General features: G+C 72.4%; 13 protein-coding genes and 1 pseudogene. 7 read left to right on the top strand and 7 right to left on the bottom strand.

The annotated features are described in order from the left end of the window. The first annotated feature begins 109 nt into the window (after positions 1-109). The 4 genes from ACIQI8_RS10905 (at position 110) to ACIQI8_RS10890 (ending at position 3857) form a co-directional block, all read left to right on the top strand. Positions 110-1462: an amidohydrolase gene (locus ACIQI8_RS10905; protein WP_402347271.1), complete on the top strand. Its 1353-nt coding sequence runs from the start codon at positions 110-112 to the stop codon at positions 1460-1462. 52 nt (positions 1463-1514) lie between these two features. Beyond that, complete coding sequence (locus ACIQI8_RS10900) at positions 1515-2714, top strand: cytochrome P450 (protein WP_402347268.1); 1200 nt, start codon at positions 1515-1517, stop codon at positions 2712-2714. An 89-nt stretch (positions 2715-2803) separates the two neighbouring features. Then, the gene (locus ACIQI8_RS10895; RefSeq protein WP_402347265.1) at positions 2804-3493 is read left to right on the top strand and encodes a DUF899 domain-containing protein; all 690 of its coding nucleotides are present in this window, start codon (positions 2804-2806) and stop codon (positions 3491-3493) included. Positions 3494-3668: 175 nt separating this feature from the next. After that, positions 3669-3857 (top strand): hypothetical protein, encoded by a 189-nt coding sequence (locus ACIQI8_RS10890; protein WP_402347262.1) that lies wholly within the window; start codon positions 3669-3671, stop codon positions 3855-3857. A gap of 2 nt (positions 3858-3859) precedes the next feature. Here the strand turns inward: ACIQI8_RS10890 and ACIQI8_RS10885 are convergent, their stop codons facing one another. From ACIQI8_RS10885 to ACIQI8_RS10875, 3 genes and pseudogenes are all read right to left on the bottom strand, one after another. After that, the gene (locus tag ACIQI8_RS10885) at positions 3860-5821 is read right to left on the bottom strand and encodes an ABC transporter ATP-binding protein (protein ID WP_402347259.1); all 1962 of its coding nucleotides are present in this window, start codon (positions 5819-5821) and stop codon (positions 3860-3862) included. Positions 5822-6164: 343 nt separating this feature from the next. After that, a complete protein-coding gene (locus tag ACIQI8_RS10880) occupies positions 6165-6602 on the bottom strand; it encodes a hypothetical protein (protein ID WP_402347256.1) in 438 nt (145 codons plus the stop codon). Positions 6603-7324: 722 nt separating this feature from the next. After that, a pseudogene (locus ACIQI8_RS10875) lies at positions 7325-7948 on the bottom strand (ATP-binding protein); the annotation flags it as partial. 227 nt (positions 7949-8175) lie between these two features. Here ACIQI8_RS10875 and ACIQI8_RS10870 point away from each other — a divergent pair. Together ACIQI8_RS10870 and ACIQI8_RS10865 are read left to right on the top strand one after the other, a co-directional pair. Continuing rightward, complete coding sequence (locus ACIQI8_RS10870; RefSeq protein ID WP_402347253.1) at positions 8176-9036, top strand: helix-turn-helix transcriptional regulator; 861 nt, start codon at positions 8176-8178, stop codon at positions 9034-9036. Next, positions 9037-9291 carry a DUF397 domain-containing protein gene (locus tag ACIQI8_RS10865; protein ID WP_124004405.1) on the top strand — a complete coding sequence of 85 codons (255 nt, stop codon included), beginning with the start codon at positions 9037-9039 and terminating at the stop codon, positions 9289-9291. 120 nt (positions 9292-9411) lie between these two features. On the opposite strand, the gene ACIQI8_RS10860 is transcribed toward ACIQI8_RS10865, so the two are convergent. The 4 genes from ACIQI8_RS10860 to ACIQI8_RS10845 form a co-directional block, all read right to left on the bottom strand. After that, positions 9412-10116 (bottom strand): dual specificity protein phosphatase family protein, encoded by a 705-nt coding sequence (locus tag ACIQI8_RS10860; RefSeq protein WP_402347249.1) that lies wholly within the window; start codon positions 10114-10116, stop codon positions 9412-9414. Between the two features lie 182 nt (positions 10117-10298). Next, a complete protein-coding gene (locus ACIQI8_RS10855; RefSeq protein ID WP_402347246.1) occupies positions 10299-11216 on the bottom strand; it encodes a hypothetical protein in 918 nt (305 codons plus the stop codon). Continuing rightward, complete coding sequence (locus ACIQI8_RS10850; protein ID WP_402347243.1) at positions 11213-13579, bottom strand: PEP/pyruvate-binding domain-containing protein; 2367 nt, start codon at positions 13577-13579, stop codon at positions 11213-11215. The genes ACIQI8_RS10855 and ACIQI8_RS10850 overlap by 4 nt, the downstream gene beginning before the upstream one ends. A gap of 358 nt (positions 13580-13937) precedes the next feature. Continuing rightward, positions 13938-15419: a PLP-dependent aminotransferase family protein gene (locus ACIQI8_RS10845; RefSeq protein WP_402347240.1), complete on the bottom strand. Its 1482-nt coding sequence runs from the start codon at positions 15417-15419 to the stop codon at positions 13938-13940. A 46-nt stretch (positions 15420-15465) separates the two neighbouring features. Between ACIQI8_RS10845 and ACIQI8_RS10840 the strand changes: the two genes are divergently transcribed. After that, on the top strand, positions 15466-16011 hold the full coding sequence (locus tag ACIQI8_RS10840; RefSeq protein ID WP_402347237.1) for a carboxymuconolactone decarboxylase family protein: 546 nt from the start codon (positions 15466-15468) through the stop codon (positions 16009-16011). Positions 16012-16040: the final 29 nt, after the last annotated feature.

The following is a 16040-nucleotide window of genomic DNA, read 5'->3' as shown; positions in this document are numbered from 1 at the left end:
CAGGTCGTGGTGAGGCCAGGGTCCCCGCCCGGGCGAATCCTGGACAGGGCCGTGACGGGATGCGCGGTTCGGCTCACACGCGCCGACGACCGCGTCGTACGTTGGCGGGATGACCGAGTCTCCCGCCGATGTCATCATCACCGGATGCACCGTCCTCACGCACGACGATCAAGAACGGATCGGGTTCGAGGAGGACGCGGCCCTCGTCGTACGGGACGGGCTCGTCGAGTCCGTCACCACCGCCGCCGCGGTCGAGGGGACGCCGGCCGTCGAGCGCATCGACGCCCGTGGGCAGGTGGCCATGCCCGGGCTGATCAACTGCCACACCCACGCGCCGATGGTCGCGCTGCGCGGAGTCGCGGAGGACCTGCCGACCGAGGAGTGGTTCAACGACGTCGTCTGGCCCATCGAGTCCAACCTCACCGAGAAAGACGTCGAGTTGGGGGCGCGGCTCGCCTGCGCCGAGATGATCCGGGCCGGCGTCACCTGCTTCGCGGACCACTACTTCTCGATGGACGCGGTGGCCGCCGTGGTCGAGGAGTGCGGGCTGCGGGCACACCTGGGAGAGGCGTACTTCTCCTCGCAGGGTGCCCAAGGCCGGGAGAAATCACTGGAGTTCGCGCTACGGCACCGGGGCAGCGCCGGCGGCCGCATCACCACCGCCCTCGCCCCGCACGCCCCTTACACCGTCGATGACACCGACCTGGCCGCCACCGCCGAACTCGCCCGCGAGCACGGCCTGTCCGTCCACCTCCACGCCGCCGAGAACCGCGACCAGACCGAGGCCAGCCTCGCCCGCCACGGCGTCACCCCCATCGAGATCCTGGCCCGCACCGGCATCCTCGACGTGGACGTCCTCATCGCGCACGGCACCGGCATCATCGACCGCGACCTGCCGGTACTGGAGCGGGCGAGCGGCCGTACGGCGGTGGCGACCGCACCTCGCGGCTACCTCAAGTTCGGCTGGCCCACGACCACTCCCGTGCGCGCCCTGCACGACCTCGGCATCCCCGTCGGACTCGCCACGGACGGCGCCGCCTCCAACAACTCCCTTGATGTGTGGGAGTCGATGGCCCTGACCGCCCTCATCCAGAAGTCCACCACCGGCGATCCGCGCTGGCTGACCTCCCGTCAGGCCCTGCACCACGCAACGCTACAGAGCGCCCGCGCGGTCGGCCTCGGTGACACCCTCGGCACCCTCGCCCCGGGCCGCCGCGCCGATATCGTCCTCGTCGACCTCACCGGACCGCACACCCAGCCCGTCCACGACCTCGCCGCCACCCTCGTGCACAGCGCCCGCTCCTCCGACGTCCGCACGACGATCGTCGACGGCCGGATCCTGATGCGCGACCGGCAGCTCCTCACCCTCGATGTCCCCTCGGTGGTACGCGAGTTGGAGGAGCGACTGCCCGCGCTGCTCGACCGCGGACACGGCCGGCGCATCCAGGACTACGACACCTGAGGCATCCCGGACCGCCGGCGGAGCCACCCGGAGCTCCCCATAGGCTGACCCCATGGACGACCTCGCCGAAGGCCTTCTCGACCAGCCCTACGACGCGTACCGGCTGCTGCGCGACACCTCGCCCGTGCACCGCATCGCCGGCCCGGACGGCACGCCCGCCTGGCTGGTCACGCGGTACGAGGACGTACGGGCGGCACTGGCCGATCCGCGGCTCTCGCTGGACAAGCGGCATGCGACGGCGGGGACTTACAAGGGACTGTCGCTGCCGCCCGCGCTCGACGCCAACCTGCTGAACATGGATCCGCCCGACCACACGCGGGTCCGCCGACTCGTCAGCCGGGCCTTCACACCCCGCCGGATCGAGCAACTGCGCACGCCCATCAGGGAAACCGCCGACCGGCTCCTCGATGCCCTGGGCCCGCACGGCACCGCCGACCTGGTGGCCGCCTACTGCGCCCCGCTGCCCATCACCGTCATCTGCGACCTGCTCGGCGTCCCGGACACCCACCGCCTCGACTTCCGCGTCTGGACCGACGCCCTGATCGCACCGGACCCGGCGCGCCCCGAGGCCGCCAAGCAGGCGGTGGTCGCACTGCTCGGCTACCTCACCGGGCTCCTCGCGGACAAGCGCCGCGAGCCCGCCGACGACCTGCTCTCCGACCTGATCGCCGTGCGCGACGAGGGCGACCGGCTCAGTGAGGACGAGCTGATGTCGCTGGCCTTCCTCATCCTCTTCGCCGGGTACGAGAACACGGTGCAGCTCATCGGCAACGCGGTGCTCGCCCTGCTCCAACACCCGGACCAGCTGGCCGAGTTGCGCAAGGACCTGGCCCTGCTGCCGGGCGCGGTCGAGGAGTTCGCCCGCTACGAGGGCCCCGCCCTGTTCGGCATCCGGCGCTTCCCCGTCGAGGACGTGACCATCGGGGACGTCACCATCCCGGCGGGCGAGACCGTGTGGGTCTCCCTGTCCGCCGCCGACCGCGACGCCGACCGCTTCCCCGACCCCGACCGCCTCGACCTGGGCCGCGACGCCTCCGGCCATCTCGCCCTCGGCCACGGCATCCACTACTGCCTGGGCGCGCCCCTGGCCCGCGCCGAGACCGAGATCGCCCTGGCCGCCCTCCTGGAACGCTTCCCCGAACTCGCCCTCGCGGAAGAGAGACCGACCTGGCGCCGGTCGCTGCGCGCCCGCGGGCTCACGGCGCTGCCGGTGACGTACTCCCGAACTCCCGGATCCCCGGGGCTTTCCTGACCCGGCGAGAAAAACTTCGGCGGCACCGATGAGTTCCGTTCCTCCCCTCGGTCACCTCTGCGGAACGGACCGTTGCAACTGGAGGGGCCATGTCGCTTCCCGAGATCGTCTCGCGCGAGCAGTGGCGCGCGGCGCGCGAGGAACTGCTGGTCAAGGAGAAGGCCGCCACCCGCGCGCGGGACGCGCTGAACGCCGAGCGGCGCGGGCTGCCGATGGTCGAGATCGACAAGGAGTACGTCTTCGAGGGAGGCGACGGGAAGGCCGCGCTGGGTGATCTGTTCGAGGGGCGGTCCCAACTCGTCGTATACCACTTCATGTTCGCGCCCGAGTGGGACGCCGGCTGCCGCAGCTGTTCCGGGTTCCTCGACCAGATCGGGCATTTGGCGCATCTGAAGGCGCGGGGCACGACGTTCGCGGCGGTCTCCCGGGCGCCGTACACGAAGATCCTGCCGTTCAAGGCGCGGATGGGGTGGACGCTGCCCTGGTACTCGGCGTGCGGCGGGGACTTCAACCACGACTTCGAGGCGACCCTGGAGGAGAACGGGGAGCTGTTCGACCGGCCCGGGATCAGCTGCTTCCTGCGGGACGGGGGGCGTGTCTTCCACACGTACTCGACGTACGCGCGCGGTCTCGATGGCCTGGGCTCGACCACGAGCTTCCTGGATCTGACCGCGCTGGGGCGTCAGGAGGAGTGGGAGCTGCCCGTGGGGCGGGCCTCGGCGCTCGGGGCGCCGGCCGGGAGCGAACGCGTCCGGTATCACGACGAGTACGAGGACTGACACATTCCGTATGGTCGTTGATCGAATGATGATCGATTCGTGACGGGACTCTCACACTCCGCAGTGTCCGTGTGTCGACTACGTCTCAGAACCGCAACTTGGCGAGGCGTTCACCCCTGGTTCGGCGTTAACTCCTACAGGAACTCCCGCAAGACGACGTTTCTGGAGGTGCAGGATGGTGAACGGGCGCACCGTGCTCGAGCGCTTTCCCGCGGGCGGGCCGCGGGGTTCGTGGCCGGCCGAGGAGTTCGCGCAGGCGCGACGCATGGAAGGGCTGCAGGCGGAGGTCGTGATGGACCTCGCGACGGACACGTTCCTGGTGGTCGTGCGCGGCGGCGAGGCGGCGGTGGACGCGCTGGCCTGACGTCAGCTCCCCTTCTGCACGGCCTGGACGGACTGGGCAGGGACGGGCGCGGTGAACTGCTCCGCCTGGAGCCGGTACAGCTCGGCGTAGATGCCACCGCCCGCCAGCAACTCCTCGGGGGTGCCGGACTCCGCGAGGCGGCCCTGGTCCAGGACGTGCACCAGGTCCGCGTGGCGTACGGACGCCAGCCGGTGGGTGATCAGGACGACGGTCTGCCCGGCCGAGGCGAGGGCGCGGATCTTCTCGAAGACCTCCAGCTCGGCCCGTGCGTCCAGGGCCGCCGTCGGCTCGTCCACGATCAGGATCCGCCCGCGCCGGTAGGCGGCCCGTGCGATGCCGAGCCGCTGCCACTGGCCGCCCGACAGCTCGTGACCGCCGCTGAAGTTGCGGGCCAGCAGGGTGTCCAGGCCGCGCGGCAGGTCCGCGACCACGTCCTCGGCGCCCGCCTCGGTGAGCGAGGTGGCCATGTGCTCCTCGGTGAGGGGCGCGGAGGAGCGGCCGATGGCGACGTTGACGCGGGCCGTGAACGGCCAGCGTTTGAAGTCCTGGGCCAGCATCGCGACCCGGTCGGCGAGCGCGTGCCGGTCGGCGGTCGCCGCGTCCACGCCGTCCCACAGGATGCGGCCCCGGTCGGGGGTGTACAGGCCCGCGAGCAGCTTGACGAGGGTGGTCTTTCCGGAGCCGTTCTCGCCTACGAGCGCCACGATCCGGCCCAGCGGCAGGGTGAGGGTGATGTCGTCGAGGGCGGGGCGGGTGGACTCGCCGGGGTAGTTGAAGGTGACGTTCTCGAAGCGGATCTCCGCCGGGTCCTCGGGCAGCGGGTCCCCGCCGATCGGGATCGCGCGTTCGGCGGCCTCGACGTACAGCTTCTGCAGATCGCCGACGAACAGAGCCTCCTCGTGGAGGGCGTTGACCTCCAGGACGAGACTGTCCAGGCTCGACGAACCGGTCCGGATCGCGATCACCGCCGTACCCGCCACCGACAGCGCCATCGTCCCGGACAGCAGCAGACCGCCGAGTGTCGTGTACGTCGCCACCGTCGCCAGGCCCGTCCAGACCGCGGCGATCAGCCCGGTGCGCGCCGCCAGGCGGGCCAGTCGGGCCTGTTCGGCCTCGGCCGTCTCCGACATGGCGCGGAAGTGGCGCAGCAGGAAGGGGCCGACGCCGTGCACGCGGATCTCGGGCGCGGCCTCCGGTTCGGTCAGCAGCCCGCTGATCAGATGTCCGGCGCGGGCGTGCTGGACCCAGGTGTGGAAGGACTCGTAGCGCCGCCGGGCGTTGGTCAGCGCGCTCCACGCGCTCGGCAGGGTCATCGTCGCGAGCAGCGGGAGCAGGGCGGGGTGCAGCACGGTCAGCACGCTCGCCGCCGCGATCAGCGAGATGCCCGCGTTCACGACCCGGGTGGCGTACGAGATCATCCGGCGGGCCGCGCCGGCGCCGTACTGGGCGGTGTCCAGCAGCTTGTGGAAGGCGTGGTCCTCGATCGCGGCCAGCTCCACGGCCGCCGCCCGCTCCAGATACAGCTCGGTGGCCACGCGCTCCACCTTGGGCTCAAGGCGCCCGGTGGCGTAGGTCGAGGCGGCGCGCAGCAGAGCCCCCAACAGGGTCACGGCGGCCATCGCGGCCAGTGCGGGGGCCGCGTCGCGCAGCCGGTCGGCGATCGGGCCGCCGGCGATGAGCCGCCCCAGCACGCTGTTGACGGCGAGCAGACCCACCGCCTGCGCCACGCCCCGGCTCACCTCGGCGCCCATCACGACCCGCGCGGCACGCCGGTCGGCCTGCCACGCCAGCCGGAAGCTCGACCCCATCAGGGCCGGCAGGCGCGTCACCATCGCCCGGAAGTTCAGCTCCAGGAACGCCTCGCGGTACTGGTTCCAGCCCATGTCGTACCGCAGTGGTCCGCCGAAGAGCAGCCGCTCCGACTCGGAGACCTCCGGATCACCCTTGTCCTGCTTCTTGGCCAACGCCCTGTTCCCCCGATCCGCCGAGCCCCGCTGATGAAGGGCAACTATCGCGGGACGGGGATGGGCAGGGGAGGGCGCGGGACAAGAGGGGAGGGACGCGCGGGCGTACGCCGTGCGGGACGGAGAAGGAAGAGGGAGGGCCGACTCGGCGTATCCGCCACCGGTGTCGGTGCTCGCGCGTACGCGTACGCCGTGCGGGGCGCTCGGCATTCCTTCGCGGTCAGTAGTGCCTTCGCGCTCGGTGGTTCCTTCGGCTTCCCCGAGCGAAGCCGAAGGAACCACCGGCGAGGCCTTCCGGCGGAGCGGCCCCCTGTGCCACCCGCCCGGCCTCTTCGGCGAAGCGTCAGGCGCTGACCGGCCGTGACCAGGTCGGCGTGGTCCCCGTGACCCGGCACAGGGCCAGGTACAGAGGGATCGGCGGGGTGTACGGGAGTGTGCCGTCCGGCTTGTGGATCAGGCCGGGGACCGCCGGGGCGTCCGGAACTACCGCCCCGGCGGTGTATTGCGCGGGCGCCGGCCACTCCAGGGCGTAATCGGAGTCGGACGGCACGAGCCACCACCAGTGCGCCTCGTCGGCGTAGACGCACCCCACTCGTGGCAGCCGTGGCAGCACCAGCGGACCGAACTCGGCCGGCGCCGCCACCGCGTCGCAGCCGAGGGGAGCCGTCATGCCGACGGGCAGCGGCAGTCGCCGCGATCCGGCCGACACGCTCAGCCCCCGCTGGACACGGACCAGCGTGTCCAGGCTCAGTACCCGGCCGCCGCCGGGTGTCCCGCTCACTGCCGCCCCCGATCCCGGCCGGAACCGTCGGTCGGAGGAACCCCCACGTCACTCGTCCCTCCGACCCGAGGGGCCCCCACGCCCCAGGTTCCCGAGGCCTGACCGCCGACCCGAGGATCCCCCACACCCCACGACCCCGGAGCCTGACCTCCGAGCCGCGGAGCTCCCACACCCCACGACTCCGGAGCCTGACCTCCGAGCCGAGGAGTCTCAGCACCCCACGCTTCCGGAGCCTGACCTCCGAGCCGAGGAGTCTCAGCGGTCCACGAGCCCGGAGCCTGACCTCCGGGCCGCGAACCAGTTCCCGCACCCCACGCTTCCGAAGTCCGGTCTCCGGGCCGCGGAGTTTCCGCGTTCCACGGTTCCGGAGACTGATCCCCGGGCCGCGGAGCAATCCCCGCACCCCACGCTTCCGGAGTGCGACCTCCGGGCCGTGGAGTTTCCGCGTTCCACGAGCCCGGAGCCTGACCTCCTAGTCGTGGAGCCCCCACGCCCCATGACTGTCGAGCTTGTGCGTCGAGTGGCGGGACCCCCCTGGATCCCGCCTCCCGACCGTGCTCATGGGCCTGGGGGCCGGCGGTGTCGGTGCCGCTCCCGGGTTCACCGGCTCGCTCGCCGTCGGGTCGAGAGGCCCCCACGCCCCCCGGTCCGTCGGCCCGCTCGTCGGGGGACGGGGTTCGGACGTCCGCCGAGCCCCCCGTTCCGCCGAGCGGCAGCGAGTGGTGTCCTTCCGGCTCGCCCTCCTCGTCCGGACCGTCCGCGGGACCGGGCTTGGGGCGGGCGCCCCAGCCGAGGTCGTTGCAGGGGCCGCAGTCGTGGCGGGGGGAGTCGGCCTTGCGGGGGAGCTCGGCCCAGACCAGCAGGCCGGGACCGTGTTCCTGGGCGCCCCAGGCGTGACAGAGGCCGTCTATGAGAAGCAATCCCCTCCCGTGCTCCTCCTCGGGCCGGACCGGCGACGGGTGTGGCTCACCCGGCGCGCAGCCCTCGTCACGCACGGCTATGCGCACCAGGTCGGCACCGTCGTGCAGCTCGCAGACTATGAGGCTGCTCGCGGTGTGCACGATGGCGTTGGTGACCAGTTCGGAGATCACCAGGACCGCCGTGTCGCAGATGTCCTCGCACACCGACCAGCCGGTCAACCGGGCCCTGGCCAGACGTCTCGCCTGTGCGGGGGAACCCGGATGGGCGGCCAGCTCGAAACGGAACCGGCGCTCGGCAGCGGCGGCCCCGTGGGGCGCTGCTCCCGCGGCGGCACCGAGGCCGAGGGGGCCTGCGGCGGCGTCTGTTCCTAAGGGCGCGGACGGAATCACGCTTGCCACTATCGCCCCGCCGTGAACACTTGGCAAGTGTCACTCTGAAAAATGCAGAGTGCGGTGTGACGGTGTGGACGGTCGTGGCACACTGCTCAACAGCACGTTGAGCGGCGCCAGTTGGGATCACCGGAGATCCGTACATATCCGTACAGATCTTCGAATAGGTCTTCGAATGGCGCCGCAGGGCTGTCAGCATGCTTCTGGCGTCGACCGGACCCGTCCGCGCCCGGCCGATCAAGGGACTCAGTGGAGGTGGAGCCGTGAGCGAACCGCGGTCCGCGCCGACGGTCGGCCAGGTCGTCCTCGGTCGCCGCCTGCTGGACCTGCGGGAACGTGCCGGACTCAAGCGCGAGGAGGCCGCCCGCGTCCTGCGCGTCGCCCCCGCCACCGTCCGCCGCATGGAGATGGCCGAGGTCTCGCTCAAGATCCCCTACCTCCAGCTGCTCCTGAAGTCCTACGGCGTCTCCGACGAGGAGGCCGAGACCTTCGTCCTGCTGGCCGAGGAGGCCAACAAACCCGGCTGGTGGCAACGCTTCCACGACATCATGCCGGGCTGGTTCTCGATGTACGTCAGCCTGGAGGGCGCGGCCGGCCTGATCCGCTCCTACGATCCGCACTTCCTGCCCGGACTCCTGCAGACCGAGGACTACGCGCGCGGGGTGTTCACGTCGGGCGCCATAGGCCAGACCCAGCCCGAGGACATAGAGCGCCACGTCGCCCTGCGCATACAACGCCAGGATCTGCTCACCCGTCCCGACGCGCCCCGCTTCTGGGCCGTCTTCGACGAAACCGCGCTGCGCCGCCACGTCGGCGGCCCGGAGGTGATGCGTGCACAGATCGACAAGCTGCTCGACGCCACGAAGCTGCCCAATGTGACGCTGCAGGTCGCGCCCTTCTCCAACGGGCCGCACCCCGGCACGTTCGGGCCCTTCGTGCTGTTCCGATTTGCCATGTCAGAACTGCCGGACATGGTCTACAGCGAGTACCTGACCGGCGCCGTCTACCTGGACGCGCGCGCAGAGGTGGCGACCCATCTCGAGGTCATGGACCGCATGGCGGCGCAGGCCGCTACGGCACATCGCACGAAGGAGATCCTCCGGGATTTCCGCAAGGAGCTGTGAATGGATCGCATCAAGCCGCGCAAGCAGGTCTACAACGGCATGCCCGCGCGGGAGTTGGGAAGCGAGGGCTGGCACAAGCCGTGGAGCGGCGGGAACGGCGGCAACTGCCTGGAGGCGATGAAGCTCGCCGACGGCCGGATCGCCGTCCGCCAGTCCACCGACCCGGACGGACCGGCGCTGATCTACACCACCGACGAGATGACCGCCTTCATCGAGGGCGCCAAGGCGGGTGAGGCCGACTTCCTGCTGTCCTGAGACCGGTTCGCCGGCTCATTGAGTTTCGTCACCCGCCCACCGACAACCCCCCACCAACCCCCCGCAAGTCCCTTGGTACGGCACTGAGTTGATCACTAATCGCTACATCTTGCTATGGAGTCAGAACCACGACAGTATCCGTCGTGGCGCGTCCACCAGCCGACTGACGGCCACCACCGGGAACGGCGGTTGTTCCAGCCGGCCCGTCCCTAGGCTGAGCGCGTAGTAGATCTGCTCGATCGACGGCGGTCCGACCGCGAGATTGCGCCGGACCGCCTCCTCGGGCGACCGTTCCCCGGTCCGTACGAGATAGGCGGCCGCCATCGTCCCCGTACGGCCGACCCCCGCACCGCAGTGCACGAACACCCGCCCGGGCGCCTGCGCGACCACGTCCAGCAGTCGCCGCACCTGCTCCGGCCTCGGTGTCTGACCGTCCCGGACGGGAAGCCGTACGACATCCAGCCCCGCCTTGCCCGGTTCGGCGAGCTGGGCCGCGCTCAGGTCCTCCGCGCGCAGGTCGACGACCGTGGTGAAACCCGTCCCCGCGAGCTCCCGGTACCCGGCGGGCGACGGCGCCGCGCCCCGCCACAACCGCCCCTCGGTGTCCACGGGTTGGAAGTGATGGATGCCCTGCACGGTACGGGTCCCGGGCGGCGGCGGAGTCTCCGACCGCACCCAGTACGACAGCGCCAGCACGCCGAGCGCACCGGCCGCCCACAGAACGACGTAACCGAGCACGACCGCGAGCAGGATCCGCACCGCACGGCGTGGCAGGCGGGCCCCGGGCAGGGCGGATCGGGGCGGGGGAACGAGGGCGACAGCCATGGGCGACCCGGGGGGCTAGGGGACGGGGGCGCTTTGGCATGGTAACCCGAGTGGGTGAGGGGTGAGTTGTCCGTGTACGTACGGGTGTGCGGGGTGAGCTGGGGATACGGATCGGGTGCGGGCCCAGGTCCGGGCCCGGGTCCGGGTCCGGGCTCAGGCTCGGGCGGCGGGCGCGGGCCGGCTCAGTCGTCGTCCGCGTCCGCGTCTCCGATGCCGACCACCGTGAGATGGGCGCGGTCGAGGGTCGTGTCCTCAAGGCAGCCGCGCAGCCGCATCCGGTCGTGCTCGGTGAGCGCGGGCCGTACCACCCCGGCGTACACGCCGTCGCCCAGGTCGCCCAGGGTCGCGTGGTTCAGCGGTACGGACGTGGCGTCCCGGCAGCGCTCCCACACCTGCTGCGCGGCGAGCGTCCGGCGTTCGGCGGTCATGCCGCTGCCGCGCATGTCGACCTGGAGCAGTACGGAGGTCGCCTCGTTGTCGTTCTCGTGCTGCTCCCGGGTCTGGGTGAGGTCGGCGAGCCCGACGACGAGCCCGGCGAGCAGGGCCGCCCCGACGACGGCGACGGCGGCCACGCGCGCGGTGTAGCCCTTGGAACGCCGGCCGCCCAGCGCGGGCCGGTCCTCCAGCTCACCCACCGTGCCCGGAGCCGGTGCGGTGAGGACGGTGAGCCGTCCCGCGAGCCGCCGCTCGGCCGGACGACCGGTCGCGGACGCGATCCGCTGCACCACCCAGGCGAGCCCGGACAGGAGCACACCGGTGACCATCAGGACGGGCACGAAGACGTACGTCCGGTCGGCGGTGTCCTCCAGCCAGCGGAACCGGGCGCTCTCCCGCTCCACGGGCGCCTGCCGCAGCCGTACCAACACGTCTTCCTGACGGCTCGTCAACTCCCGTTGCTGCTCGGCGCTTTCCTTGACCCGCTCCTCGATCCGGGCCAGCCGCCCGAGCAACACGATGCCGAGCAGCATCACTTCGACGACCAGCAGCAGGATCCCGCACAGGATGGCCCGCTGCCACTGCCAGCGGTACAGGTACACGACGAGATAGGTCCCGGCCCCGGCGGCGGCGAGGCTCCCGAAGAGATACGCGATCCGTCTCATCGTCCGTCCCCTGTTCGTACGTCGCCGGTGGTGCCGTCCACGGAGACGCGCGACCCCGGCGGGAAGCGCCGTACCGCATCGGCCGCGCCGACGACGGCGGGCAGCCTGAACTCCCGTGCCAGTACCGCGAGATGGGAGAGCGGGCTGCCGGTCTGCGCGACCAGGCCGGTGAGTTGGGGCAGCAGCGGCGCCAGTGCGGGGTCGAGGGTGCGTACGACGAGAACGGCGTCCGGCGGCCGGGGCCCGGTCCCGTCCCAGACCGTCCCGACGACCCGCCCACCGGACACGCCCCTGCCCTCACCGGCACCCTCGGTGCGCTCGGCGACCACCGTCCCCTCCGCCAACCGGAAGGCATCCGGCAACGGCGGCGACTCGGGCTGCGGCACGCGCGCGTGCAGATCCTCGGGCAGCGGGTCGCCGTCGAGCACGGCGGCCAGTTCCGGCCAGCGCAGCAGCCCCGCACGGTCCGGGGCCAGCCCCAGTCGCCGGGCGGCCTCCCGGACCAGCCGTACCTGCAGCTCCTGAACCCAACGGACGCGGAGGCGGAGGGCTTCGCGGGGCGGGAGGGAGGGAGTGGGGAAGAGCGGGGAGAGAAGGGAGACGGGTGGGGTGGGGCGCGCGGTGTGCGGGGGAGTGGCGGCGGTGGAGACGGTGACGGGGGCGGGTGCGAGGGAGGGGACGGCGAGGGGGGTGGGCGCGAGGGCCCGCGAGGTCGTGGGCAGGGAGGCCGACGGGGGCGTGGGCAGGGAGGCCGCTGGCGTAGGCGCGGCCGTCGGCGGCAACGGGCTGCCCGGATACCGGTTGAGGCCGTCGCCGGTGTTCGACGCGTCGCCCTGAGGCAACCGCCCACGTCCTCGGAGGGCCGGTGCCGTCAGGGCGAGGATCGTCGGGGACGCGGTGGGTGCCTGGTCGTCCGGAATGCCTCTGGCGCGGGTCTCCGCGAGGGCGGTCAGGGCGGCGCCCGCCGCGGTACGGGTCGTCGAGGGCTCGGGCTCGTGCAGGAGGGCGCCCGCGAGGGCCTCCTGCGCGTGCAGGGAGACCAGGACCGCGCGGGTCCAGCGGAGCTCGGCGGCCAGGTCGGGAGCGGGGAGCCCGGTGGGCGCCGGGATCTGGGCGAGGTGACGGTCGACGTCGGCGACGAGGTCCGCGGCCAGGCCGGGCAGCGCGGTGGTCAGCCGGCCGACCCGCCAGGCCGCACCGAGCCGCCGCGCCCCCGGCGCGGGGTTGAGCAGCGCGAGCCACCGGTGCCGGGGCGCCGCCGCGCCGAGCAGGCGCAGGTCGGCCGCGGCCCATCCGCCGACGGTGGTGACCACCGGTACCGACCGCAGCAGCCGGCGCGGCGCACTGCCCGTGATGTCGAGCGCGGCGGTCAGCCCGCGGGTCATCGGCGTGACCCACAAGTCCTGCTCCAACGGCTGGAGTTGCTCCGGGAGCGTCTCCGCGACGGGCCCGGGCCCGAGCAACCGGGCCCCGCGCGGCGCCCGTACCGCCATCGCCGTGATGGGCCGACTCTGGAACAGCCACAGCCGCTCGGCCCGTTCACCGTCCACGCCCCTGTTCCTGCTCCCGGCCCCACTCTCGCTCCCGCGCCCGGCGAACCCGAACTCGATGTCCTGCGGACCCCCGAACACCTGCCGGGCGCGACGCGCGAGCCGTGCCAACTGGCGTAGTTCGGCGGGCGTGAGCAGCGCGTCGGCGGTCGGTGGCTCCGTACGCAGCAACCGCCCCCGCCGGCTCAACCAGTAGTTGGTTCCCGCCTGTTCACCGCTCACCAGGCTGTCCGGCCCGCCGCGCACCGCACTCACCAGCATCCGGTCGGCGCGTCCCTCCACGGGATCGGCGCCGAACATCACCCCGCCCACACGCGCCGCCAGCATCGGCTGCACGAGCACCGCCATGGGCGCGGTGGACCCGTCGGGCCGATGCGCCGAATCGAGCACGGTCTGCACCGCCGTACGGAAAGCGGGCCAGTCGCGCACGTCGAGCACGGAGTCGAACTGGCCTGCCAGGGACGACTCCTGCGTGTCCTCCTGTGGCGACGAGGACCGTACGACCAGGGGCAGCGCACCCGAGTCGGAGATGTCCTGCCAGGCCCGGCGCAGGGCGACCGTGTCGCCGTCCGCACCTTCGGGGATCACGAACCCGGGGAGCACGGGCAGTCCGGCCCGCGCCGCACGCGCGAGGTTCGCCGCCTTGGAACCGGCGAGTCGGGGCAACGCGGCGATGGGGTGATCGAGCGGGACGGCGGCCGGGCGGAACGCCCCCTCCGCCTCGCGCGCCTCGATCCGCTCCAGGGCCACCTCGCCCCGGGGACCGTCCCCGTCGCGCGCACCCTCTCCATGACGTTCGTCGAGCGTCGTCATCAACACCCTCCAGGACCGACCGCCAACAGGGGGGACGCGCGGGGGTGGCCCTGCGCCTGACGACGGAACGAAGGATGGGGGCGGGCCGGCGACCGGACCGCTCCGGCCCGACGACAACTCGCCTCCTACGCCGATGGTCCCACCGCCATTGCGATTCCAGACGCCGGGAAGCCACCTTCCCGCCTCCCGACGACGGATTTCGTGACCCGGGAGGAGAGCGGGCGCGGACGGCTCGTCCCCGGGTAGTACAAGCGGTCTCCTCCGGAGGTCCGAGCGGGGGCGTACGACATCTCGTCCGGCCGCAGGGGAATAGCGGGCCGCGCCTCGGTCGTGCCCTGCGGGGGCGACGGACGACTGCTCATTCGCCGGTTGTGACCCCCGTCGCCTCCCCCGGCGGCAGCACCCCGCACAGCGCCTCCAGAGCCGCCCCGTAAGCGTGCTCCGAGGGTGTCGCGTACCCGACGACCAAGCCGTCCCGGGTCGGCATGTCCGTGTCCGTGTCCGGGTGGCGGAAGGCGGCGAGGCCGTCCAGGGCGACGCCCTGCCAGGTGGCGGCCTTGAGGGCGGAGCGTTCCGTGCCGGGCGGCAGCCGCAGCACCGCGTGCAGTCCCGCCGCGACGCCGGTGACCTCGATGTGCGGGGCGTGCGCGGCGAGCGCCGCGACCAGGCGGTCACGCCGGCTCCGGTACCGCTGCCGCATCCGCCGCACATGACGGTCGTACGACCCCGACGACACGAAGTCGGCCAGGCTCAGCTGGTCGAGGACGCTCGCCCAGGCCTCGCGCTCGCCCTTGGCCGCGAGCACGCCCTCGACGTACCGCTCCGGCAGCACCATCCACCCCAGGCGCAGCGCCGGCGACAGGCTCTTGCTGACCGAACCGAGGAGGATCACCCGCTCCGGGTCGAGGCCCTGGAGCGCCCCGACGGGCTTGCGGTCGTAGCGGAACTCCCCGTCGTAGTCGTCCTCCAGCACCACCCCACCACGCGCGCGCGCCCAGTCGATCACCGCTGACCGCCGCTCCGCGTGCAGCGGACCACCGGTCGGGAACTGGTGCGAGGGCGTGAGCAAAACCGCCCGCTCCCGCTCCAACTCCTCGACGCACGCTCCGTGTTCATCGATCGACAGCGGTACGGTCCGCACGCCCGCCACCCCGAGCAGCGCCCGATGGAAGCCCAGACCGTACGCCTCCACCGCCAGCGGTCCGCGCAGCACCCCGCCGCCGCCCTGGCCGAACAGCAACCGCAGCCCGTGCGCGAAGCCGGAGCAGATCACGATCCGGTCGGGTGTCGTCCGTACGCCACGTACGCGTGCCAGGTATTCCGTGAGCGCCTCCCGCAGTTCGATCCGCCCGGCCGGGTCGCCGGGTCCGAACACCTCGTTCGGCGCCTGCTGGACGGCCCGCCGGTACGACGCGAGCCAGGCCGCACGCGGGAACGCCGACGCGTCGGGCGTGCCCTGCCGCAGGTCGTGCCGGGGCGCACGCGCGCGTGGAGGTGCCGTGACCGGGCCGTGCCCGGCGTGTCGCGGGGGTCGCGCCCGCTGTTCGCTCCGCAGTGGCCGGGCCCGCTCGGCGACCCGCGTGCCCGAGCCCTGGCGCGCGGTCAGCCACCCCTCCGCCACGAGCTCCGCGTACGCGTCCGCCACCGTGTTGCGGGCGACCCCGAGGTCCGCGGCGAGCGAGCGGTACGGCGGCAGCCGGGTGCCGGGGGCGAGCCGGCCGTCGCGCACGGCCGCGCGCAGCGCGTCGATGAGCGCGGCCCGCCGGCCGCCGCTCCCGGACAGCTCCAGGTGCAGATCGACCCCGATCCGCTCCGCCGAATTGACCCACGAATTCGCCATGGAAATGCACCCTACAGGGGGTCTTTGCGGCTCGTAGATTTGTCACATGACGACGAACACGAACGCGAAGGCGGACATGAACGTGAACACGAACGCCCAGGTCACCGACACCGTCACTCACACCGGCACCGACAGCGACACCGCATCTCGCATCGACCTCGCGAAGTCCGCCCCGAAGGTCTTCCGCGCGCTCATCGGCTTCGACGCCGCCGCCCGCGAGGGCCTCGACCCGGCCCTGGTCGAGCTGATCCAGATCCGCGCCTCGCACCTCAACCACTGCGCGTACTGCCTCCACATGCACACCAACGACGCCCGCAAGGCCGGCGAGAGCGAGGACCGGCTGCACATGGTCCCCGTCTGGCGCGAGGCCCGGCACTTCTTCACCGAGCGCGAGCAGGCCGCCCTCGCCCTCACGGAGGCGGTGACCCTGGTGGCCGACGGCGGCGTCCCGGACGACGTCTACGCGCAGGCCGCCGCCCAGTTCGACGAACAGGAACTGGCCCACGTGCTCTCCCTGATCCTCACGATCAACACGTGGAACCGGGTGGCGCTGTCGACGGCGAAGGTGGCGGGGACGGACACGCGGCGCTGAGCAGGTTCTGGGCGGGCGGGCCTTGCGGG

The sequence above is a fragment of the Streptomyces sp. NPDC092369 genome (assembly GCF_044755245.1).
Lineage (GTDB): Bacteria > Actinomycetota > Actinomycetes > Streptomycetales > Streptomycetaceae > Streptomyces.
The sequence above is the reverse complement of the archived record's forward strand: the minus strand, read 5'-3'. Positions and strand labels throughout refer to the sequence as shown.